Annotated in this window: 22 protein-coding genes; 10 read left to right on the top strand and 12 right to left on the bottom strand. The window is 72.6% G+C overall.

Annotation, left to right across the window (positions count from 1 at the left end; translation table 11 throughout):
- Window positions 1–22 precede the first annotated feature (22 nt).
- On the bottom strand, window positions 23–2,824 hold the full coding sequence (locus ACN263_RS13425; RefSeq protein WP_422740129.1) for a DEAD/DEAH box helicase: 2,802 nt from the start codon (window positions 2,822–2,824) through the stop codon (window positions 23–25).
- Between the two features lie 86 nt (window positions 2,825–2,910).
- On the opposite strand from ACN263_RS13425, the gene ACN263_RS13420 reads away from it, so the two are divergent.
- Window positions 2,911–3,681, top strand: a complete 771-nt coding sequence (locus tag ACN263_RS13420) for an HAD family hydrolase (RefSeq protein ID WP_422740128.1) — start codon at window positions 2,911–2,913, stop codon at window positions 3,679–3,681.
- Between the two features lie 65 nt (window positions 3,682–3,746).
- A complete protein-coding gene (locus ACN263_RS13415) occupies window positions 3,747–4,658 on the top strand; it encodes an EamA family transporter (RefSeq protein WP_422740127.1) in 912 nt (303 codons plus the stop codon).
- Here the strand turns inward: ACN263_RS13415 and ACN263_RS13410 are convergent.
- From ACN263_RS13410 to ACN263_RS13385, 6 genes are all read right to left on the bottom strand, one after another.
- Window positions 4,621–5,574: a diacylglycerol kinase gene (locus ACN263_RS13410; protein ID WP_422740701.1), complete on the bottom strand. Its 954-nt coding sequence runs from the start codon at window positions 5,572–5,574 to the stop codon at window positions 4,621–4,623. The genes ACN263_RS13415 and ACN263_RS13410 overlap by 38 nt on opposite strands.
- Before the next feature lie 144 nt (window positions 5,575–5,718).
- Window positions 5,719–6,672, bottom strand: a complete 954-nt coding sequence (tatC, locus tag ACN263_RS13405) for a twin-arginine translocase subunit TatC (RefSeq protein WP_422740126.1) — start codon at window positions 6,670–6,672, stop codon at window positions 5,719–5,721.
- Between the two features lie 18 nt (window positions 6,673–6,690).
- Window positions 6,691–7,005: a Sec-independent protein translocase subunit TatA gene (tatA, locus tag ACN263_RS13400; protein ID WP_355233542.1), complete on the bottom strand. Its 315-nt coding sequence runs from the start codon at window positions 7,003–7,005 to the stop codon at window positions 6,691–6,693.
- A 157-nt stretch (window positions 7,006–7,162) separates the two neighbouring features.
- Window positions 7,163–7,408, bottom strand: a complete 246-nt coding sequence (locus tag ACN263_RS13395) for a hypothetical protein (protein ID WP_422740125.1) — start codon at window positions 7,406–7,408, stop codon at window positions 7,163–7,165.
- 10 nt (window positions 7,409–7,418) lie between these two features.
- Window positions 7,419–8,477, bottom strand: coding sequence for a helix-turn-helix transcriptional regulator (locus ACN263_RS13390; protein ID WP_422740124.1), 1,059 nt, complete (start codon window positions 8,475–8,477; stop codon window positions 7,419–7,421).
- On the bottom strand, window positions 8,474–9,472 hold the full coding sequence (locus ACN263_RS13385) for a helix-turn-helix transcriptional regulator (protein WP_422740123.1): 999 nt from the start codon (window positions 9,470–9,472) through the stop codon (window positions 8,474–8,476). The genes ACN263_RS13390 and ACN263_RS13385 overlap by 4 nt, the downstream gene beginning before the upstream one ends.
- Window positions 9,473–9,591: 119 nt before the next feature.
- On the opposite strand from ACN263_RS13385, the gene ACN263_RS13380 reads away from it, so the two are divergent.
- Together ACN263_RS13380 and ACN263_RS13375 are read left to right on the top strand one after the other, a co-directional pair.
- The gene (locus ACN263_RS13380) at window positions 9,592–10,584 is read left to right on the top strand and encodes a cation diffusion facilitator family transporter (protein WP_422740122.1); all 993 of its coding nucleotides are present in this window, start codon (window positions 9,592–9,594) and stop codon (window positions 10,582–10,584) included.
- Window positions 10,585–10,643: 59 nt separating this feature from the next.
- Window positions 10,644–11,735: a DUF3866 family protein gene (locus ACN263_RS13375; protein ID WP_422740121.1), complete on the top strand. Its 1,092-nt coding sequence runs from the start codon at window positions 10,644–10,646 to the stop codon at window positions 11,733–11,735.
- 81 nt (window positions 11,736–11,816) lie between these two features.
- Here the strand turns inward: ACN263_RS13375 and ACN263_RS13370 are convergent, their stop codons facing one another.
- On the bottom strand, window positions 11,817–13,136 hold the full coding sequence (locus ACN263_RS13370; protein WP_422740120.1) for an oxalate decarboxylase family bicupin: 1,320 nt from the start codon (window positions 13,134–13,136) through the stop codon (window positions 11,817–11,819).
- A gap of 56 nt (window positions 13,137–13,192) precedes the next feature.
- On the opposite strand from ACN263_RS13370, the gene ACN263_RS13365 reads away from it, so the two are divergent.
- The gene (locus ACN263_RS13365) at window positions 13,193–13,318 is read left to right on the top strand and encodes a hypothetical protein (RefSeq protein ID WP_422740119.1); all 126 of its coding nucleotides are present in this window, start codon (window positions 13,193–13,195) and stop codon (window positions 13,316–13,318) included.
- 20 nt (window positions 13,319–13,338) lie between these two features.
- On the opposite strand, the gene ACN263_RS13360 is transcribed toward ACN263_RS13365, so the two are convergent.
- The 4 genes from ACN263_RS13360 to rfbA all read right to left on the bottom strand — a co-directional run bounded on the left by ACN263_RS13360 (window position 13,339) and on the right by rfbA (window position 16,535).
- A complete protein-coding gene (locus tag ACN263_RS13360; RefSeq protein WP_422740118.1) occupies window positions 13,339–13,533 on the bottom strand; it encodes a hypothetical protein in 195 nt (64 codons plus the stop codon).
- A 67-nt stretch (window positions 13,534–13,600) separates the two neighbouring features.
- Window positions 13,601–14,959 (bottom strand): Pup--protein ligase, encoded by a 1,359-nt coding sequence (gene pafA, locus ACN263_RS13355; RefSeq protein WP_089021075.1) that lies wholly within the window; start codon window positions 14,957–14,959, stop codon window positions 13,601–13,603.
- Window positions 14,960–15,027: 68 nt separating this feature from the next.
- On the bottom strand, window positions 15,028–15,651 hold the full coding sequence (rfbC, locus tag ACN263_RS13350) for a dTDP-4-dehydrorhamnose 3,5-epimerase (protein WP_422740117.1): 624 nt from the start codon (window positions 15,649–15,651) through the stop codon (window positions 15,028–15,030).
- A complete protein-coding gene (gene rfbA / locus ACN263_RS13345; RefSeq protein WP_422740116.1) occupies window positions 15,648–16,535 on the bottom strand; it encodes a glucose-1-phosphate thymidylyltransferase RfbA in 888 nt (295 codons plus the stop codon). Before rfbA ends, rfbC begins: the two co-directional genes overlap by 4 nt.
- 87 nt (window positions 16,536–16,622) lie before the next feature.
- On the opposite strand from rfbA, the gene rfbB reads away from it, so the two are divergent.
- Genes rfbB through ACN263_RS13320 form a run of 5 tightly spaced genes read left to right on the top strand, consistent with a single transcriptional unit; the run spans window position 16,623 to window position 20,868 of the window.
- Window positions 16,623–17,624 carry a dTDP-glucose 4,6-dehydratase gene (gene rfbB, locus ACN263_RS13340; protein ID WP_422740115.1) on the top strand — a complete coding sequence of 334 codons (1,002 nt, stop codon included), beginning with the start codon at window positions 16,623–16,625 and terminating at the stop codon, window positions 17,622–17,624.
- The gene (gene rfbD, locus ACN263_RS13335; RefSeq protein WP_422740114.1) at window positions 17,621–18,508 is read left to right on the top strand and encodes a dTDP-4-dehydrorhamnose reductase; all 888 of its coding nucleotides are present in this window, start codon (window positions 17,621–17,623) and stop codon (window positions 18,506–18,508) included. The genes rfbB and rfbD overlap by 4 nt, the downstream gene beginning before the upstream one ends.
- Complete coding sequence (locus ACN263_RS13330) at window positions 18,505–18,876, top strand: DUF2304 domain-containing protein (RefSeq protein ID WP_422740113.1); 372 nt, start codon at window positions 18,505–18,507, stop codon at window positions 18,874–18,876. Before rfbD ends, ACN263_RS13330 begins: the two co-directional genes overlap by 4 nt.
- Window positions 18,869–19,570: a glycosyltransferase family 2 protein gene (locus ACN263_RS13325; protein WP_357119253.1), complete on the top strand. Its 702-nt coding sequence runs from the start codon at window positions 18,869–18,871 to the stop codon at window positions 19,568–19,570. The genes ACN263_RS13330 and ACN263_RS13325 overlap by 8 nt, the downstream gene beginning before the upstream one ends.
- Window positions 19,567–20,868: a polysaccharide biosynthesis protein gene (locus tag ACN263_RS13320; protein WP_422740112.1), complete on the top strand. Its 1,302-nt coding sequence runs from the start codon at window positions 19,567–19,569 to the stop codon at window positions 20,866–20,868. Before ACN263_RS13325 ends, ACN263_RS13320 begins: the two co-directional genes overlap by 4 nt.
- Window positions 20,869–20,902 lie beyond the last annotated feature (34 nt).

Genomic DNA, 20,902 nt, shown 5'->3' with positions numbered 1-20,902 from the left:
CGGTGTTGACCGAAAGTGATCATCAGGCCGAGGTGTGGTACGCCAGCACTCCCCGGTTGATGGCCGCTATCGCCTGCCGGGCCGTGGAACGCAGCTCCGGCGACGCGCCACCGGAGTCGGAAAGTTGACCAAGAAGGTCGACCACCTGCCGCGCCCACCGAACGAAGTCGCCGGCCGGCATCTCGCCGTCGATCTCGTGCCCGCTGCCCAGCACCTTCGCCAGGGCCTCACCCCGCGCCCACCGGTAGACCGGCCAGGCGAAGCCCAGATCCGGCTCCCGGGTCGCGGTCAGCCCACGGGCGGCCTCGTCGGCCTCGATCTCGCCCCACAGCTTCAGCGTCTCGTCCACCGCGTCGGAGACCGGGCCGCGCGGCAGCGACGCCCGCTCGTCGACGTCGCGACGGGCCTCGAAGACCACCACGGACACCGCGGCGGCCAGCTCGGCCGGGGAGAGCCCGTCCCACACCCGTCGGCGCAGACACTCGGCGACCAGCAGGTCCGCCTCGGTCCAGATCCGGCCGAGCATCCGACCGGCGTCGGTGACCGCGCCGTCACGGCCCAGGTAACCACGGTCGGTCAGCAGCGCGACGATCCGGTCGAACGTCCGGGCGAGGGACCCGGTCCGCCCGGACACCCGCTGGCGCAGCTCGTCGGTGTCCCGTTCGAGACGGCGACGGCGCTCCGCCCAGCGGGCGTGCTCCTCCCGCTCGGGGCAGGCGTGGCAGGGGTGGTTACGCAGCTCGGTGCGGAGCTGGCTGAGCCGGTGGTCCTCGCCGGGCGTCTGCCGCGAGCGGCCGCCGCGGCGGCCGCCGTGCCGGTCCAGGCCGGTGCCGCTGACCTCGGCGGCCAGATCCCGCCGCGCGGCCGGCGAACGGTGGTTGAAGTGCTTGGGCACCCGGATCCGGGCCAGCACCTCGGCCGGGGTGGTGAAGTCACCCGGGCTGACCCGGCCGGCCCAGCGGTCCTGGGTGAGCACCAGTGGACGGGGTTCGCCGAACCCGCCGGTCGCCGGGTCCAGCACGACCGCCAGACCGGCCCGCCGGCCCGCGGGCACCCGGATCACGTCGCCGATGCGCAGCCGCTCCAGCGACGCCACGGCCGCCGCCTTGCGCTGGGTCTGCCCCTGCCGGGCGATGGCCTTCTCCCGGTCGGCGATCGCCACCCGCAGCGCGAAGTACTCGTCGAAGTCGCCGTGGTGGCAGGCGGCCTCCGCGCCGTACGCCTCGATGGTCTCGGTGTTGCGCTGCACCTGCCGCGCCAGGCCGACCACCGACCGGTCCGCCTGGAACTGGGCGAACGAGGACTCCAGCAGCGCCCGGGCCGGCTCCGCGCCGACCGAGCCGACCAGGTTCACCGCCATGTTGTACGACGGCCGGAAGCTGGACCGCAGCGGATAGGTGCGGGTGGAGGCGAGCCCGGCGACGTGGCGCGGGTCGGTCTCCGGGGACCACACCACCACGGCGTGCCCCTCGACGTCGATGCCCCGCCGGCCGGCGCGGCCGGTGAGCTGGGTGTACTCCCCCGGGGTCAGGTCGACGTGCGCCTCGCCGTTGTACTTGACCAGACGTTCGAGCACCACGCAGCGGGCCGGCATGTTGATGCCCAGGGCGAGGGTCTCGGTGGCGAAGACCGCCTTGACCAGGCCGCGGACGAACAGTTCCTCGACGACCTCCTTGAACACCGGCAGCATGCCGGCGTGGTGGGCGGCGAGGCCGCGCTCCAGGCCGTCGAGCCACTCCCAGTAGCCCAGCACCGTCAGGTCCTCACCGGGGATGGCGGTGACCCGGGACTCGACCACCCGGCGGATCTCGGCGCGTTCCTCGGGTGAGGTGAGCCGCAGCCCGGCGGCCAGGCACTGCTGCACGGCGGCGGCGCAGCCCGCGCGGCTGAAGATGAACAGGATGGCGGGCAGCAGACCCTCGCGGTCCAGCCGGTCCACGATGTCCGGGCGGATCGGGCCCCGCCAGCGGGGACCACGGCGTCCGGCACCCGGCCCGGCGCTGCGCCCCTCCCCCAGCTCCAGGCGACGCATCGTGTCGCGGGTGTAGCGCAGCAGTTCCGGGTGCACGTCGTGCTTGCGGGCGGCGTCGGCGTCGTGGAACAGGTCGAACATCCGCTTGCCGACGAGCATGTGCTGCCACAGCGGCACGGGCCGGTGCTCGCTGACCACCACGGCGGTCTCGCCGCGCACGGTGACCAGCCAGTCGGCGAACTCCTCGGCGTTCGAGACAGTCGCCGACAGCGAGACCAGGGTGACCGACTCCGGCAGGTGGATGATCACCTCTTCCCACACGCCGCCACGGAACCGGTCGGCGAGGTAGTGCACCTCGTCCATCACCACGTAGGCGAGCCCCTGCAGGGTGCTGGAGCCCGCGTAGAGCATGTTGCGCAGCACCTCGGTGGTCATCACCACCACGGGCGCGTCGCCGTTGATCGCGTTGTCCCCGGTCAGCAGGCCGACCTGCTCGGCGCCGTACCGGTCGACGAGGTCGTGGTACTTCTGGTTGGACAGCGCCTTGATGGGCGTGGTGTAGAAGCACTTGCGCCGGGCCGCCGGCCGTGTCGCGCCGCCGGCCGCCGCCGGGTCGTCGGGCCGCCCCCGCAGAGCCAGGTGTACGGCGAACTCGCCGACCACGGTCTTGCCGGCGCCGGTGGGGGCGCACACCAGCACACCGCTGCCCCGTTCGAGCGACTGACACGCCTCGCGCTGGAAGTCGTCGAGGTCGAACCCCAGGTCGAGGGCGAACTCGTCCAGCGCCGGAAACTCTGAGGCCTGCGCGGCCCGGCGGCGCGCTGCGGCGTACCGCTCGGCGGGGCTCGACATGGCACCAAGATTAGTGCGTGCCGGCACAGTGCACCCCACAAGGCCGTCCGGTGGGGCCGTCGGCGGGGGTAGGTAGGGTGCACGGCGTGCCGGACCATGCCGAACCGCCTCAGACCAGTCCGCCGGGCAGCGCCACCGACGCCGCCGCCCCTCGGGCGTCCCGACGGCCCGTCAAGGCGGTGCTCTTCGACTTCCACGGCACCCTCGCCCAGGTGGAGGAGCCTCGGCAGTGGGTGTCGGAGGCTGCGGCGGCGTGCGGCGTCACCCTGGACCGGGTCCGCGCCACCTCGCTGGCCGACCGCCTGCTCACCGCCGGCCGCGCGGGCGGCCCGCTACCGGCCCGGGTGCCGCCGCGCCTGGCGGAGCTGTGGGCCGACCGGGACCTTTACCCGCACGCCCACCGGGGCGCGTACACCGGGCTGGCCGAGACCGTGGACGCCGGCATCGAGGGCTTCGCCGACGCGCTCTACGAGCGGCTGCTCGTCGCCGAGGGCTGGGTGCCCTACCCGGACACCGCCCCCACGCTGGCGGCGCTGCGGGACGCCGGGATACGGATCGCGGTGGTCAGCAACATCGGTTTCGACCTGCGCCCGCACTTCGACGCCTGGGGGTTGACCGACCTCGTCGACGCGTTCGTGCTGTCGTACGAGGTGGGGCGCTGCAAGCCCGACCCGGCGATCTTCTGGCGGGCGTGCGGGATGCTGGGCGTCGACCCGGAGCAGACGCTGATGGTGGGCGACAGCCCGGCCGACGCGGGCGCGGTGGCCGCTGGCTGCGCGGTGCTGGTGTTGCCGGCCGCCGAGCCCGGCCGGGAGAACGGGCTGGGCGCGGTCCTGGACCTGGCCCTGCCGTCCTGACCCCCGGCTGATCGGCGTGGAGGCCGCTCGCGGGTCCGGCAAGCCGACCGCCTAGCGTCAGGGCCGTGACGGACACCCTCCTGCCTGCGTCGACACCGACCGACGCGCCCCCGCAGCGCCACGGTGGTGTCCTCGCCGTGGGGCTGGTGCTCGGCGGGGCGCTGTCGGTGCAGTTCGGCTCCGCCGTGGCCGCCCTGCTCTTCCCGCGTACCGGGGTGGCGGGTGCGGTGACCCTGCGCCTGACGATCTCGGCGGTGCTGCTGCTCGTCGTGTGCCGGCCCCGGCTTCGCGGGCACGACCGCTCGGCCTGGCTGGCGGCCGGGGCGTTCGGGCTGGCGCTGGCCGGCATGAACTCGCTGTTCTACCAGGCCATCGAACGCATCCCGCTCGGCCCCACGGTGACCCTGGAGGTGCTCGGCCCGCTCGCGCTGTCGGTGTTCACCGCCCGCCGGCTGGCGAGTTGGTGCTGGGCCGGGCTCGCGCTGGCCGGGGTGGCGCTGCTCGGGCAGGGCGGCTTCGACCGGCTGAACCCGGCCGGGGTGGCCTTCGCGTTCGGCGCGGGCGCCATGTGGGCCGCGTACATCGTGCTCAGCGCCCGCGTCGGCGGCCGGTTCCCGGGGGCGGACGGGCTGGCCCTCGCGCTCACCCTGGCCGCGCTGGTCACCCTGCCGCTGGGCATCGCCGACGGCGGCGCCGTCCTGCTCGACCCGCAGGTGCTCGCGTTCGGCGCGGCCCTGGCGGTGCTCGCCTCCGGCCTGCCGTACACCCTGGAACTGCTGGCGTTGCGCCGGATGCCCACGTCGACCTTCGCGGTGCTGATGAGCCTCGGCCCGGCCGTGGCCACCCTCGCCGGCTGGCTGGTGCTGCGGCAGACGCTGACCCTGACCGAATGCGTCGCCATCGTGCTGGTGATCGCCGCCAGCATCGGCGCGGTACGGGTCAGCGCAGCAGCCGCAGGGCCCCGGGCACTGCGGTGATGGTCACCGGCAGTCCGAGCGAACGTTCCCCGTCGGCGTACGTGATGATCCCGTCGGCGGCCAACTCCACCGTCCGGGCCCGGTAGCTGCTCACGATCGGGTGCTCGACGTGGGTGCCCTGGTAGATGTGCGGCTTGACGCGGATCATGGTGCGCCGGTTCGCCCGTCCGGCCACCACCACGTCCAGCAGCCCGTCGGTCGGGTCGGCGTCCGGGCAGATTCGCATCCCACCGCCGTACGACGGGCAGTTGCCCACCGCCACCAGCACCGAGTCCATCTCGTGGAGCACCCCGTCCAGGCGCATCGTGTAGCGCCGGGGCCGCAGGCGAGCCATCTCGACGAGGATCGCCAGGTCGTACCGGCGGGGGCCGCGCGGCCACCGCATCCGGTTGGCCCGCTCGTTGACGATCGCGTCGAAGCCCGCCGCGAGGACGGCCCCGTACCAGCGTTCCGCGCTGTCGACGCCCGTCATCCGGGCCAGGTCGACCTCGCGGCTCCGACCGTCCCGCAGCGCCTCGGCGATCACCTCCACGGCGGCGACGGGATCGGCGGGAAAGCCGGTGTCGATCGCGAAGTCGTTGCCGGTGCCGGCGGGCACCGGTCCGAACGGGATGTCGGTGCCGGCCACGGCTTGCAGCGCCCGGTGCACGGTGCCGTCCCCGCCGATCGCGACCAGCGCGCCCGCGCCCTCGGCGACCGCCGTGCGACAGGCCACCTCCGCCTCATCGGGGGTGGACGCCGACAGCACCGTCACCGGCCGGCCGGCGGCGGACAGCCCGTCCAGCAGCCGGGGCAACAGGGCCCGACGCCGTCCCCGGCCGGCCGTCGGGTTGGCGAGCACAGCCACCGGGCCAGCGGCCGACGCGGCGTCCTCCGCCGGTCCGGGCCGAAACTCTTTCACGGTCACGGCCAGCACCGTACTCGTCGTACATCTGATGTTCATCGTGCGGAGGTAGCGCTCCCAGCCCACCGGGCGGCTCGATTCGGTCGACGGCGGACACGGCGACGCCGTCCCCGCTCGGCGGGGACGGCGTCGGCGAACTCCGGCGGCGCGGGGCCGTCAGGTCATGTCGTCGTAGCGGCGGTCAATGGGCGCCGGCTTCGCCACCGGCTCCGGAGCGCCGATCGGCGCGGTCGCGTCGACCCGCTGCCCGGCCACGACCGGGTCGGTGTCGAACTCCAGCGGCGAGACCTCGTCGTCGTCGAGACCGGCGTAGACCTCCTTGCCGCGACCCCGCCGCCGGTCGTTGATGAACGCCACGCCCACCGCGCCGAAGTACAGCGCGGAGAGGCAGATCGCCAGGGCGGTCATCCCGAACGGGTCGGGCGTGGGGGTGACCACGGCGGAGAAGGCGAAGAACACGAAGATCGCCACCCGCCACCAGCTCAGCAACCGCTTGGCGCTGGCCAGGCCGACGAAGTTGAGCATCAGCACGATCAACGGGAACTCGAACGCCACCCCGAACAGCAGGATCAGATTGGTGACGAACGAGATGTAGCGGGTGACCTCGAGGTTGGTCGCGATGTCGTCGCCGGACACGTTGAGCAGGAACTCGAGGCCCTTCGTGGTGACGAAGAAGGCCAGCACCGCGCCGGCCGCGAACAGCGGCGCGGCGAGGGCCGTGAAGACGTACGCGTAGCGCCGCTCGTGCCGGTGCAGGCCCGGCGCGATGAACGCCCAGAGCTGGTAGAGCCAGATCGGCGCCGCGATGATCAGGCCCACCCACAGGCCGATCTTGAGGTTGAGCAGGAACACGTCCGCCACACCGAGCTGAACGAACTTGCACTTCCCGGTCGCGAGATCGATCGACTGCGGCAGGTCGCAGTACGGCTTGGACAGCAACTCCCGCACGGGCGTCGCCAGCCAGATACCAAAGCCGAAACCGACGAGGATCGCCAGCGAGGCGCGGAAGAGACGGTTGCGCAGCTCGCGGACGTGCTCGATGAGCGTCATCGAGCCGTCGGCGGCCCGCTCGAACGTGCTCGGGCCGCGCTTACGCAGGGCGAAGGCCACGGTGCGAAGGCCCTTCGGTCAGTTGTCGCGGACGCGGTGCACCGGGTCGACGACCGGCTGCTGCGCCGGCGCCTGCTGGTACGGCGGCTGCTGCGGCTGCCCGGCGTACGGCGCCTGCTGACCGGCGTGCGGCGGCAGCGGCTGGTAGCCGGCCTGCGCGTCGGCCTTCTCGGCCAGGTCGCGGTCGTCGTCCTGCAGGCTCTTCGTCTCGGCCTTGATGATCCGCAGCGAGCGACCCAGCGAGCGGGCCGCGTCGGGGAGCCGCTTCGCACCGAAGAGCAGGATCAGCACAACCACGAGAACGGCGATGTGCCACGGCTTGAGGGCACCCATGAGAAGCTCCAGTCGCTCTGTGTCCGGGGGTGGTACGCAGCCCATCGTACGTGCGGATCGGTCGGATGCCACCCGCCGGGTGGTAGTGGTCCGGCCCGGCCGGTGAAGTCTTGACCAACGCGCGATGATCCGTCAACCACGCGGGTGAACCGCTCGGTCAGCCGCGCTTTGCCTTGATCAGCTCAAGGCGTTGCTGGGCGGTGTCGAGCTGGCGCTGGACGCCCTCGGCGCGCTGCTGCAACGCCTCGGCGGTCTCCCGCAGCGCCTCCGCCTCCCCGGCCCTGCGCTGGAGCGCCACGGCGGCGCGGCGCAGCTGGGGCAGCCGGGCCAGCACCGGACGTACGGCCAGCGCGAGCGCCACGAGCGGGAGCAGCACCAGCGCGAGCACGATCCACATCAGCACGCCGGCCAGCCTACTGGGTGCGGCCGGCCACCGCCGGATCGCCCGACGGCGCGCCGGAAGCCCCTTCGCCGCCGGGCAGCCGCGTCACCGGCGCGGGCACGGCGTACGCGTCGAGCGCGGCGGACGCGGCACCCCGCACCTGCTCGGCCAACTCGGCCGGGGCGACCACGGTGACGTCCGGGCCGAGGCCCAGCACGAACCGTCGCGCCCACCCCAGGTCGGTCACGCGCAACGAGACCAGCCACTGGTCGCCGTCACCGGCCTCGACCCGCTCACACGGGTAGTACTCGGTGATCCACCGCTCGCCGCGCCCGATCCGCAGAGTGATCAGCGGCAGGTCGGGCGACGGGCGGAAGACGCCCTCGGTGCGGTCGTGCGGGACGGCCTGCGGCGGCACGACGGCCGGCTCGTCCAGTTCGGTGATCGCGTCGATCCGGTCGGCACGGAACAGCCGTACCGCCTCCGCGCGCCGGCACCACGCCTCCACGTACGCCCGGCCACCCACCATCAACATCCGCAGCGGGTCGACCACCCGCTCGGTGGTCTCGTCCCGGGCGGCCGTGTAGTAGGTGATCCGCAGCGCCCGGCCGCCCTCCACGGCGGCACGCAGCGCCTCGACGCGCCGGGTGTCCCCGGGCAGCCGGACGGCGACCGGCGCGCCCACCAGGTCACCGGCGGCGTCCTCGATCTTCGCCAGGGCCCGTTCGATGGCGTCCCGGTTCGCCACGCCGGGGGTCTCGGCGAGCATCCGCAGCGCCACCACGAGCGCGAGGGCCTCGTCCGGGGTGAGGCGCAGCGGCCGGTCGATACCGGCGTCGTAGGTGATGGTCACCCGGTCGCCGTCGAAGGCCATGTCGATCAGGTCACCGGGGCCGTAACCGGGCAACCCGCACACCCACAGCAGCTCCAGGTCCTCCCGGAGCTGCCGCTCGGTGACGCCCAGGTCACCGGCCGCCTCGGCGACCTCGATGCCGGGTCGGGCCAGCAGGTATGGCACCAGGTTGAGCAGGCGCGCCAGCCGGTCGGCGGAGGCACGGGAACCGCCCCGGGCGGCGGCCGGGCGGGTCACCGGGCACCCCCGGAGACCGCCAGCTCGTCGTGCCGGACCGCGATCTCCTTGAGCCGCTGGATGACCGCCTCGCGGACCTCGGGCGGGTCGAGCACGCGGACGTCCGGCCCGTACCCGACGAGGTGGCCGGCCAGACCGTCCGGGTCGGCGTACGGCAGGACCAGCCGGTCCCCGTCCGGCCCGGCGGTGACCTCGACCGCCCAGCGGCGCAGGCCGGCGGCCCGGCCCGGCGCGGCCAGCACGGTCGCCCGGCCGGTGCGCTCCACCGGCCCGGACCAGCGGGCCACGTGACTGATCAGGTCCTCGCCGGCCGGCGGCTCGTAGGCACCGGGCGCGCCGGTCACCCGGACCGCGCCGACCACCCGGGAGAGGCGGAAGCAGCGGGTCGCGTCCCGGTCCAGGTCGTGGCCGACCACGTACCACCGGCCCCGCCAGCAGACCACGCCCCACGGTTGCAGCCGGCGACGGCTGGGCGCGTCCCGGTCGGGTACCCGGTAGTCGAATCCCACCTCGCGGCGGTCCCGGGCGGCGGCGGTCAGCGGCGCGAACGCCGGGTCGACGGTGACCATCGGCTCCAAGCCGAGGGTGGCCTGCGGGTCGACGTCCACCCCGGCGGCGCGCAGCTTGGCCAGCCCGGAGGACGCGGCGGCGGCCAGCCCGGCGTGCTGCCAGAGGCGGGCGGCGATGCCGACGGCGGCGGCCTCGTCCGGTTCCAGGGGGATGTCGGGCAGCGCGTACTCGCGGTGGGCGATGCGGTAGCCGGGCTCGGCGTCGAAGACGCTGGCCGTGCCGGTCTCCAGCGGGACGCCCAACTCGCGCAGCTCGGCCTTGTCGCGCTCGAACTTGCGCTGGAACGCCTCGTGGTCCCGGGCGTCGTCGGGATCGTGTTCGTAGCCGGGCACGGTCGCGGCGATCTGCGCGGCGGTCAGGAACCGTCGCGTGGACAGCAGGCAGATCACCAGGTTGACCAGGCGTTCGGTGCGGGTCCGCGACACGCGGTAGACGCTAGCAGCCGACGCGCCCGCATCGTGCATCCACACGGGGCGTGCCGCACACTTGTTCGGATCGGGTCCTCCCCCGGCGGGCCGCCGCCCGCGGCCATAGGGTTTGCCTCATGGCGCAGGGCGGGATGAAGACCGAGAGCGAGAGCGTCGGCACCGTGGTCGTCGCGGGCGCCGCCAACCTCGCCATCGCGGTCGCCAAGCTGGTCGCCGGGCTGATCTCCGGGTCGGCCGCGATGCTCTCCGAGGCGGCGCACTCGGTCGCCGACACCACCACCGAGGTGCTGCTGTTCCAGGCGCTGCGCCGGGGAGCCCGGCCGGCCGACCGGCGACACCCCTTCGGGTACGGCAAGGAGAGCTACGTCTGGGCGTTCTTCGCCGCGATGTTCACCTTCGTGGCCGGTGCCGGTTTCGCCGTCACCCACGGCGTCACCACGATCCTGGTGCACGAGCACAGCGGCAACTACCTCGTCTCGTACATCGTGCTGGCGGTGTCGTTCGTCATCGAGTCGATCTCGCTGGCGCGGGCCGTCCGGCAGATCCGCCGTGAGTCCGCGCGCTGGCAGACCACCCCGCGACGGTTCCTGCGCCTTACCGCCGACACCACCGTCAAGGCCGTCTTCCTGGAGGACAGCGCGGCCCTGATAGGCCTGGTGCTGGCCGGGCTCGGCGTGGGTCTGTCGCACGCCACCGGCGACGAGCTGTGGGACGGCGTCGCGTCCATCCTGATCGGGCTCCTGCTGCTGGCCGTGGCCGGGATCCTCGCCGGCAACAACCTGTCGCTGCTGGTCGGCCGGGCCGTCCCGGAGCGGCTGCGCCGCGAGATCGAGCAGGAGTTGGCCGGCCTGCCCGAGGTGGAGCGGATCGACACCCTGCTGACCATGCAGCTCGGCCCGGACGACATCCTCGTGGCCGCGAAGGTCGACTTCCGGGACGAGGCGACCGGCGCGCAGATCGAGGCCACCGCCGACGAGGCCGAGCGGCGGCTCACCGAGCGGTACCCGGAGATCCGGTTCGTCTTCCTCGACCCCACCCGCTCAGCGCCGGGCGTCACCGGCAACGCCCGACACACCCAGGCCGCGCCGCCCGCCGACGAGCCCACCTGATCGCGGCGTCGTCGTACCCGGTCGCGGTCCGCCGGGCCCGCGCGGCTAGCGTGCCGGTCATGGTGCGATGGCGTACGGGGACGGTGGCGGCGCTGCGGCGGCAGTGGACCGGGGCGGTGGAACTCGACGTCGACCTGCCCGACGGCACGCGCATGCGGGCCCTGGCCTATCCCGAACTGGTCGGCACACCCGAGCCCGGTGACCGGGTGCTGCTCAACGCCGGCGCGCTGTTGATGGGCCTGGGGACCGGCGGGTACGCCCTCGTGGTGGCGGTGCCGGACCGGCTGCCGCCGGACCCGCCGGAGGCCGTCGACAACCGCGACGCCGGGCACCTGGTCAAGGCCCGCTACACGCCGTTGCAGCCGATCCTGCTCGGCGTCGACGAGGAGGCGTCCCCGCACCGCGCCGTGCTGGCCGACGCCGACGACCTGGGTGGCCTGCCGGTGGTCACCGCCGACCTGCACTCGGCACTGCCGGCGATCCTGGCCGGCATCCGGGCCGACGCCCCGCAGGCACGGGTCGCGTACCTGCTCACCGACGGTGGGGCGTTACCGGCCTGGTTCTCCCGCACCCTCGCCGGGTTGCGCGACGAACTGGCCGGGACGATCACCGTCGGGCAGGCGTTCGGCGGCGACCTGGAGGCCACCACCCTGCACGGCGGTCTGCTCGCCGCCCGCCATGTGCTGCACGCCGACGTGGCCATCGTGGCGCAGGGTCCCGGCAACCTGGGCACCGGCACCCGGTGGGGTTTCTCCGGCGTCGCCGTCGGCGAGGCGGTCAACGCCATCGCCACGCTCGGCGGGCAGCCGGTCGGCTCGTTGCGCATCTCCGACGCCGACCCCCGCCCCCGGCACAACGGCGTGTCGCACCACAGCCTCACCGCGTACGGCCGGGTGGCCCTCGCTCCGGCGGAGCTGGTGGTGCCCGACGGCCTGAATCCGGCCCTGACGGCCGAGGTCGACGCGGCGCTCGCGCCGCTGGCGGCGAGGCACCGGATCGTGCGGGTGCCCACGGCGGGCCTCGACGCCGCCCTACGCGCCAGCCCCGTCCCGTTGTCCACCATGGGCCGCCCCCTGGACGCGGACCACGCCTACTTCCTGGCAGCGGCAGCAGCCGGCCGCCACGCCACCGCCCACCTCCCCCAAACCTGACCTCGTTGATCAAGAGGTTGGCGTCAGAATCCGGCGGGATGTTGACGCCAACCTCTTGATCACCGGGAGCCGCCAGTGGGGTCAGCGGATCACCGGGCGTTGGTCGCGGGGTAGGGCCTCGATCAGTTCTCGGGGCAGGTTGAGGGTGTCGGCGCTGACCTCGGGCGGGGTGTTCGCCATCCACTGGGTCAGCGACACGGACTCGAACCGGGGCTTGCGGAACATCTCCAGGAACACCAGCGGCTCGGTGCCGAGGTTCTCGATGTAGTGGCCGTACGCGAACGGCACGTACCCGACGTCACCGGAGCGCATGTCGAAGGTGCCGGCCACCCCGGAGCTGGCGAACACGCCCATCCGACCGTGGCCGGACAGGTAGTACTGCCACTCGTCGTCGGTGGGGTGCCAGTGCAGCTCCCGCATCCCGCCCGGGTCCACCTCGACCAGCGCGGCGCAGATCGTGGTCGACGCGGCGAACTGGGTGACGTCGGCGATGCGCACCTGCCCGCCCGGGAACCGCTGCGGCTTCTGCGCGAGGAGCCGGTGGCTGAGGCTGCGGGGCACGTCCCCGGTCGGGCTGACGACTCGGTCCGCATCCAGCGGCGGCGGTACCTGCCCGGCGAAGATGTACTTCTCCCGCTCGGGGATCGAGTCGAGCTGGTCGAGCCGCCACCCGAAGTTCTTGGCCAGCACCTCCTTCGGGGTGTGCGCGAAGAAGTCGCTGATCAGGAACGTGCCGTTCTCGGTGAACGCGCCGTCGTCGAAGACCAGCAGGAACTCCACGCCCTCGTCGAGGGCCTGGATGTGGTGCGGCACCCCCTGCGGGAAGAACCAGAGGTCACCGGCGCGTACGTCGTCGAGGAAGTTGCGGCCCTCCTGGTCGACCGCGCTGATCCGGGCGCTGCCGCGCGACACGTACGCCCACTCGGACTGCTTGTGCCAGTGCATCTCCCGGTACCCGCCCGGTTCCAGCGCCATGTCCACGCCACACAGCTCGGTGGCGATCGGCAACTCCCGTACGGTCACCTCCCGGGTCCATCCGCCGCGCTGCACCCGGGTGTGCGCGTCGGAGAAGGAGAACCGCAGGTTGGGCAGGGTGCCCGCGTCCGTGCTCGGTGGGGTCAACAGGTCGGGGTTCTGCCGGTCGCGGACCACGTCGCGTGGCCCGGGGTCCACCCATCCCCCACCGCCGCGTTCGGGCTGCGGCACCGTCCGGTCGTTCATGATCGCCTCCCGCGTCGTCACGTCCTGGTGTCGCCGACGCGCACGGCAGACGGACCTGCCGGCGACGGCGACGCCGGGCGGGTACCCGACGAGCCGACCCGGCCGGGCCAACCGCTGGCCCCGACGGGTCAGGTACGGAAACCGGCCGAGCGGGGTGGGCAGGGCATGGCGTCGCGCCATCGGATCCCTACCGAAGCCTCACAGGTTCATGACAAGTCGTCGGTACCGTCGCGTCCATGAGCGAACACGCACCCCGCGAGACGACCGCCCCGACGACGGCCGACACCGACTGGGCGATCGACACCGGTGACGGCCGCCACGACCAGCGGGGCGGGGCGGGTGAGCACGGCAGCGAACGCTGACCGGAGCCGACAGGCGCGGTTCAGGATAGGAAGATCAGGGCGAGCCAGCCGCCCACGATGAGCACCAGCGCCACGGCCAGCACCCAGGTCGGCACGGTGTACTCACCGCGCCGGTTGCGCTCGATCTCGGCGCGGATCTTCTCCCGCCGGCGCTCGACCCAGTTCTGCCGCTCGGTGCCGCGCTCGGTGGGGTCGGATGGTCCAGAAGTCGTCATGGCGCGCTCAGCCTACCGGTTGCGCCGGCCCCGTCGACGTACACCGTCGGCGGGGCCGGCGGACCCTTCACATGCTGGCGATCAGCCGTTCCACCCGCTCGTCGTACGCCCGGAAGGGGTCCTTGCAGAGCACGGTGCGCTGCGCCTGGTCGTTGAGCTTCAGGTGCACCCAGTCGACGGTGAAGTCGCGCCGCTTCTCCTGGGCGTGCCGGATGAACTCGCCGCGCAGCCGCGCCCGGGTGGTCTGTGGCGGGGTCTCCTTGGCCTCGAAGATCTCCGGGTCGGTGGCGACCCGGTCCACCTCGCCGCGGCGCTCCAACAGCCCGTAGAGACCACGACCGCGACGCACGTCGTGGTACGCCAGGTCCATCTGCGCCACCCGGGGGTGCGACAGCGGCAGGTCGTGCTTGCGCTGGTACCGCTCGATCAGCCGCAGCTTGCTCACCCAGTCGATCTCACGGGAGACCGGCTCCAGGTCACCGGTCTCCACCGCGTGCAGCACCCGGCCCCACAGCTCGACCACCCGCTTGGCGGCCTGGTCGCCGCCGCGCCGCTCGACGAACTCGGTGGCCTTGGCCAGATATTCCTGCTGGATGTCCAGCGCGCTGACCTCCTTGCCGGAGGCCAGGCGCACCTTGCGGCGGCCGGTGATGTCGTGCGACACCTCGCGGATCGCCCGGATCGGGTTCTCCAGCGACAGGTCCCGCATGACCACACCGGCCTCGATCATCCGCAGCACGATGTCGGCGGTGCCGACCTTGAGCAGCGTGGTGACCTCGTTCATGTTGGAGTCGCCGACGATGACGTGCAGCCGGCGGTAGCGCTCGGCGTCGGCGTGCGGCTCGTCGCGGGTGTTGATGATCGGACGGCTGCGGGTGGTCGCCGACGAGACGCCCTCCCAGATGTGCTCGGCCCGCTGGGACAGGCAGTAGACCGCGCCGCGCGGGGTCTGCAGCACCTTGCCGGCTCCGCAGATCAACTGTCGGGTCACCAGGAACGGGATGAGCACGTCGGCGAGCCGACCGAACTCCCCGTGCCGGGAGACCAGGTAGTTCTCGTGGCAGCCGTACGAGTTGCCGGCCGAGTCGGTGTTGTTCTTGAACAGGTAGATCTCACCCGCGATGCCCTCGTCGTGCAGCCGCTTCTCCGCGTCGACGAGCAACCCCTCCAGGATCCGCTCGCCGGCCCGGTCGTGGGCCACCAGGTCGGTCACCGAGTCGCACTCCGGTGTCGCGTACTCCGGGTGTGACCCGACGTCCAGGTAGAGACGGGCCCCGTTGCGCAGGAACACGTTGCTCGACCGACCCCAGGACACGACGCGCCGGAACAGATACCGCGCGACCTCGTCCGGGGACAGCCGCCGCTGCCCGCGATAGGTGCAGGTGACGCCGTACTCGGTCTCGAGGCCGAAGATTCGCCGCTCCATGATGAGACATTAGCCGCCCGGAGGCCCGGTTCGTCACTGTCACACCACAGGTCGTGCCCGAGGGGTGGTCACATACCGGCTGAGTGCGACATTCCGTCCGGTCCGAGGCTCGCCACGAACCGCCGGCACGCGTCGTACTCCGGCAGCAGGCCGCTCTCGCGGGCCTGCGCGAGGGTCGGCGCGGCGTCGTCGCGCGCGGACAGCAGCGGGGTGTCGGCGGGCCACTCGATGCCCAGTTCCTCGTCGAGCGGGTGCACCGCGTGCTCGCCCGTCGGGTTGTACGTGGCCGAGCAGAGGTAGCTCAGCGTCGCGTCGTCGGTCAGCGCGCAGAACCCGTGCCCCAGCCCCTCGCTGAGGTAGACGGCCCGCCGGTCGGTGTCGTCCAGCCGGACGCCCTCCCAGCGGCCGAAGGTCGGCGAGCCGACCCGCAGGTCGACGATCACGTCGAGGACCGCGCCCCGCACGCAGGTCACGTACTTGGCCTGCCCGGGGGGTACGTCGGCGAAGTGGACACCGCGCACCACGCCGCGCGCCGAGACCGACAGGTTGGCCTGGGCCAGGCGCAGCGGATGCCCCACCGCCTCGGCGAGCTTGTCGAAGCGGTACCACTCCATGAACATGCCGCGCGGGTCGCCGTGCTGCTGGGGGGTGATCTCCCAGGCGCCCTCGATGCTCAGCTCCCGGATCTTCACCGACCCACCCGCGCTTCGTTCTTCTCGGCCAGCAGCCCGAACAGGTAGTCGCCGTAACCGCTCTTGACCAGCGGCTCGGCCAGCGCGCGGAGCTGGTCGTCGTCGATGAGGCCGGCCCGCCAGGCCACCTCCTCCACGCAACCGATCTTGAGGCCCTGTCGCTCCTCGACCACCCGGACGAACTCGCCGGCCTGCATCATCGAGGTGAAGGTGCCGGTGTCCAGCCACGCGGTGCCGCGATCGAGCACCGTCACCGACAGCTCGCCGGTCTCCCGGTACACCTCGTTGACGGCGGTGATCTCCAGCTCGCCCCGAGCGCTCGGGGTGAGCTTGCGGGCGATGTCGACCACCCGATTGTCGTAGAAGTACAGGCCGGGCACCGCGTAGCGGGACTTCGGCAGGGCCGGCTTCTCCTCGATCGAGAGCACCCGGCCGTCGGCGTCGAAGTCGACCACGCCGTACTCCTGCGGATTGGCCACCTGGTACGCGAAGACCCGGCCGCCGACGGGGTCACCGTGGTCGGCGAGCTGCCGGCCCAGCCCCACGCCGTGGAAGATGTTGTCGCCGAGGATCAACGCCACCGACTCGTCACCGATGAAATCCGCACCAAGAATGAACGCCTGCGCGATGCCCTCCGGGCGCTCCTGGCTGACATACTCCAGCCGCAACCCGAACTGGCTGCCGTCGCCGAGCAGCCGACGGAACTGGTCCTGGTCCTCCGGTGTCGTGATCACCAGGATCTCCCGGACCCCGGACATCACCAGTGTGGAGAGCGGGTAGTAGATCATCGGTTTGTCGAAGACCGGCATCAGCTGCTTGGACACTGCCCGGGTGATCGGCCAGAGCCGGGAACCGGTGCCGCCGGCGAGTAGGATTCCACGCACCGGCGAAGCCTACCGGCACGGCTACGGAACGTGCGTGGGGGTCGCGTCCCACGTCCGCCGACGAACGTCGCGTACACTTTCGGACCCGTGAGGATCCTCGTCACCGGCGGAGCCGGATTCATCGGGTCGGAGTACGTTCGACTGCTGCTGGGCAAACCCCTGGGCAGTGCCGAGGGCGTGCCCCCGCTCGAACCGGCGGTCGTGACCGTGCTCGACAAGTTGACCTACTCGGGCAACCTGGCGAACCTCGACCCGGTGCGCGACGACCCGCGGCTGCGGTTCGTGCAGGGCGACATCTGCGATCCGACCGTCGTCGACGAGGTGGTCGCCGGGCACGACGTGATCGTGCATTTCGCGGCCGAATCGCACGTCGACCGCTCGATCGCCGGCGCCGCGCCGTTCGTCACCACCAACGTGCTCGGCACGCAGACCCTGCTCGACGCGGCGCTGCGGCACGGCACCGTCCGCTTCGTGCACGTCTCCACCGACGAGGTGTACGGCTCGATCGACGAGGGCTCCTGGACGGAGACCTGGCCGCTCGCCCCGAACTCCCCGTACTCGGCCTCGAAGGCCGGCTCCGACCTGCTCGCGCTGGCCTACCACCGCACCCACGGCATGGACGTGGTCGTGACCCGCTGCTCCAACAACTACGGTCCGTACCAGTTCCCGGAGAAGGTCATCCCGCTGTTCGTGACCAACCTGCTCGACGGCGGGACGGTTCCGCTGTACGGCGACGGCGGCAACATCCGCGACTGGCTGCACGTGCACGACCACTGCCGGGGCATCGCGCTGGTCCAGCAGAAGGGTCGCGCCGGCGAGGTCTACAACATCGGCGGCGGCACCGAGCTGACCAACAAGGAGCTGACCGGTCGGCTGCTGGACGCCTGCGGCGCTGACTGGGACCGGGTCGTCCCGGTCACCGACCGCAAGGGCCACGACCGCCGGTACTCCCTCGACATCGGCAAGATCAGCGAAGAGCTGGGCTACCAGCCCAGCATCACTCTCGACGACGGCCTCGCCGACACCGTGCGCTGGTACCAGGAGAACCGGGCCTGGTGGGAGCCGCTGAAGTCGGCCCCCACCGCATGACCCGACTACTCGTCACCGGCGCCGGGGGGATGCTCGGCCGGGACCTGGTCACCGTCCTGGAGGCCCGGCCCGACCTGAAGGTCACCGCCGCCGCCCGTGCCGACCTGGACATCACCGACCCCACTGCGGTCCGCCACGCCGTCGCCGGACACGACGTCGTGATCAACGCCGCCGCGTGGACCGACGTCGACGGTGCGGAAGCCGACGAGGCGGCGGCCACCGCCGTCAACGGCCACGGCGTGGCGAACCTCGCTGCGGCGTGCGCCACCGGCGGCACCCGGTTGATCCAGGTCTCCACCGACTACGTCCTCGCCGGCGACGCCGACTCCCCCTACCCGGAGGACGCGCCGACCGCGCCCGTCAACGCGTACGGGCGCGGCAAGCTGGTCGGTGAGCAGGCCGTCGCCCGCCTGCTGCCGGACACCGGGTACGTCGTCCGCACCGCGTGGCTGTACGGCGCGCACGGGCCGAACTTCGTGGCCACCATGCTGCGGCTGGCCGGCCAACGCGAGCACCTCGACGTGGTCGACGACCAGCACGGGCAGCCCACCTGGTCGTACCGGCTCGCCGAGCGTCTGGTCGCGCTCGCCGACGCCGCCCTGGCCGGTCGCGCGGCTCCCGGCGTCTACCACGGCACCTGCGCCGGCGAGACCACCTGGTACGGGCTGGCCCGCGCCGCGTTCACGGTGGCCGGTCTGGACCCGGACCGGATCCAACCCACCACCAGCGACCGGTATCCTCGTCCCGCTCCCCGTCCGGCGTACAGTGTGCTAGGGCACAACCGCTGGGCGGCCGCGGGTCTGCCGCCACTTCCGGACTGGCACTCCACCCTGGTTGACGCGTTCCACTCCCCCGCTCCACCCGCCCCGTGGAAGGTCGCATGAAGCTCACCCTCGTCACCGGCTTGACCGGCCTGATTCTGCTCGGCACCATCGTCGAGCTGCTGCGCCGTCGTCAGCTGCGCGAGAAGTACGGCATGCTCTGGCTCGCCGTGCTGATCATCGTGATCCCGTTGTCCCTGTTCCCCCGGCTGCTCGACAACGTCGCCGAACTCCTCGGCGTCGCCTCCGGTGTCAGCCTCGTGCTCTTCCTCGGCATCGTCTTCCTGTTGCTGGTCTGCGTGCACCTCAGCTGGGAGGTCAGCGCCCTGGAGGAAGAGACCCGGACCCTGGCAGAAGACTTCGCCCTGCTCCGCGCCGAGATCGACGCGGACCGGGCGGCCCGAGACGAACTGGTGTCGCACGATGGTTAACGGCAAGCGGGTCCTGATCATCATCCCGGCGCTCAACGAGTCCGGCTCGATCGCCGACGTCGTCGGTGAGGTCCGCGGCGAACTGCCCGGCGTCGACGTGCTCGTCGTCGACGACGGCTCCACCGACCGCACCGCCGCCGTCGCCTCCGCCGCCGGCGCCCGGGTCGCGAAACTCCCGTACAACCTTGGTGTCGGCGGCGCCATGCGAGTGGGGTACCGGTACGCCCGCGACCACGACTACGACGTGGCCATCCAGATCGACGCGGACGGCCAGCACGACCCCCGGTACGTGCCGAAGCTCGTCGACCTGCTCGACGAGACCGACCTGGTGATCGGCGCCCGGTTCGCCGGCGAGGGCGACTACAACGTCCGCGGCCCCCGCCGCTGGGCCATGGTCATGCTCTCCGGCGTGCTGTCCCGCGTCGCCCGCACCAAGCTCACCGACACCACCTCCGGGTTCCGGGCCGCCAACCGCCGGGTGATCGACATGTTCGCCACCTGGTATCCCGTGGAGTACCTGGGCGACACGGTCGAGACGCTCGTGCACACCGCCCGGCGGGGTTACACCATCCGCCAGGTGCCGGTGGCCATGCGCAAGCGGATGGCCGGCACCCCCAGCCACTCACCGGCCAAGGCCATGATCTACCTCGGTCGGGCCTTCGCCGTCCTCACGTTGGCGCTCATTCGCCGGTGATCCGCCGGCTCCTGAGTCTCGTCCCACCGGGCACCATCGCCGTCGGCGCCGGCCTGGCCCTGCTGGGGCTCGCCTCCTACGTCCACCTGGCCGTCGCCGGGCACAGCCTCACCGAGGCCGACTACTCGTCGCTCGCGGCGCTCTGGACGATCGTCTTCACCCTCGGCATCGGCCTGTTCATGCCCGTCGAACAGGAGGTCGCCCGCCTCGTCGCCGCCCGGCACAGCCAGGGCCTCACCCCCGGGCCGGTCCTGGCCCGGGGGGCCGCCCTGGCCCTCGGCCTGCTCGTCGCGGTCGTCGCGCTGATCATCGTCGCCCGGGCGCCGCTCGCCGACCGGCTCTTCGCGGGCGACGACCGCATGGTCGCCGTCCTGATCGGGTCGCTCGCCGCGCTGGCCGTCGCGCACACCACCCGCGGCGTGCTCTCCGGCCTGCAACTGTTCCCCTGGTACGGCACCCAACTCGCCGTCGACGGCGGCCTGCGCATCGCCCTCGTCGCCCTGCTCGGCCTGACCGGCGTCACCTCCCCCATCTGGTTCGGCGCGGTGCTGATCGCCGCGCCGCTGATCGGCGTGGCGCTCAGCGCCCCGCCCGTGCTGCGGGCCGTCGGCGGCGGCGTCCCCGTCGCCTGGGCCGCGTTCCTGCGCGGCCTCGGCCTGCTCATCACGTCCAGCCTGCTCTCCCAGGTGGTCGTCAACATCGGCGTGATCAACGTCAAGGTACTGGACCCCTCCGACGTGGCCACCGCCGGCGCGTTGCTCTCCGCCCTGGTGCTGGTCCGGATCCCGCTGTTCGTCTTCGCCTCGCTCCAGGCGTCCCTGCTGCCCGGCCTCGCCACTTCCGCTGCCACGGGCGACCGCACGGCCTTCAACAGTCTCCTGCGCCGGGCCCTGGGCATCGTCACCGCGCTCGGCCTCACCGGTGCCGTGCTCGCCGTCCTGCTCGGCCCGTGGCTGGTGCAGACCCTCTTCGACGCCCCCGACGTCCTCGGCCACGGCGACTTCGCCTGGCTCGCCGCTGCCACCGTCGCCTACCTCTGGGCGATGGTCCTCGGCCAGGCGCTGCTGGCCCTCGACCGGCACCGCGCCCAGGCGGTCGCCTGGGCGGTCGGCGTGGCCGCGCTGGTCGCCGCCACCCTGGCCCCGGTCGCGACCGCCCTGCGGGTCGAACTCGGCTACGCCATCGGCTCCGTCGTGGTCGCCGCCACCATGGCGGTCCTGCTGCGCGGCACCCGCACCACCGCGCCGGCCCTCACCCCCACCCGCGAAGCAGTCGCACGGGTGACCACCGCCCCCTGACCCACGCGGCGCCCACACCCGCCCCGCCCGGGCA

This window comes from Micromonospora sp. WMMD729, assembly GCF_049315225.1.
Classification (GTDB): domain Bacteria; phylum Actinomycetota; class Actinomycetes; order Mycobacteriales; family Micromonosporaceae; genus Micromonospora.
This window is presented reverse-complemented; position numbering and strand designations above follow the sequence as displayed.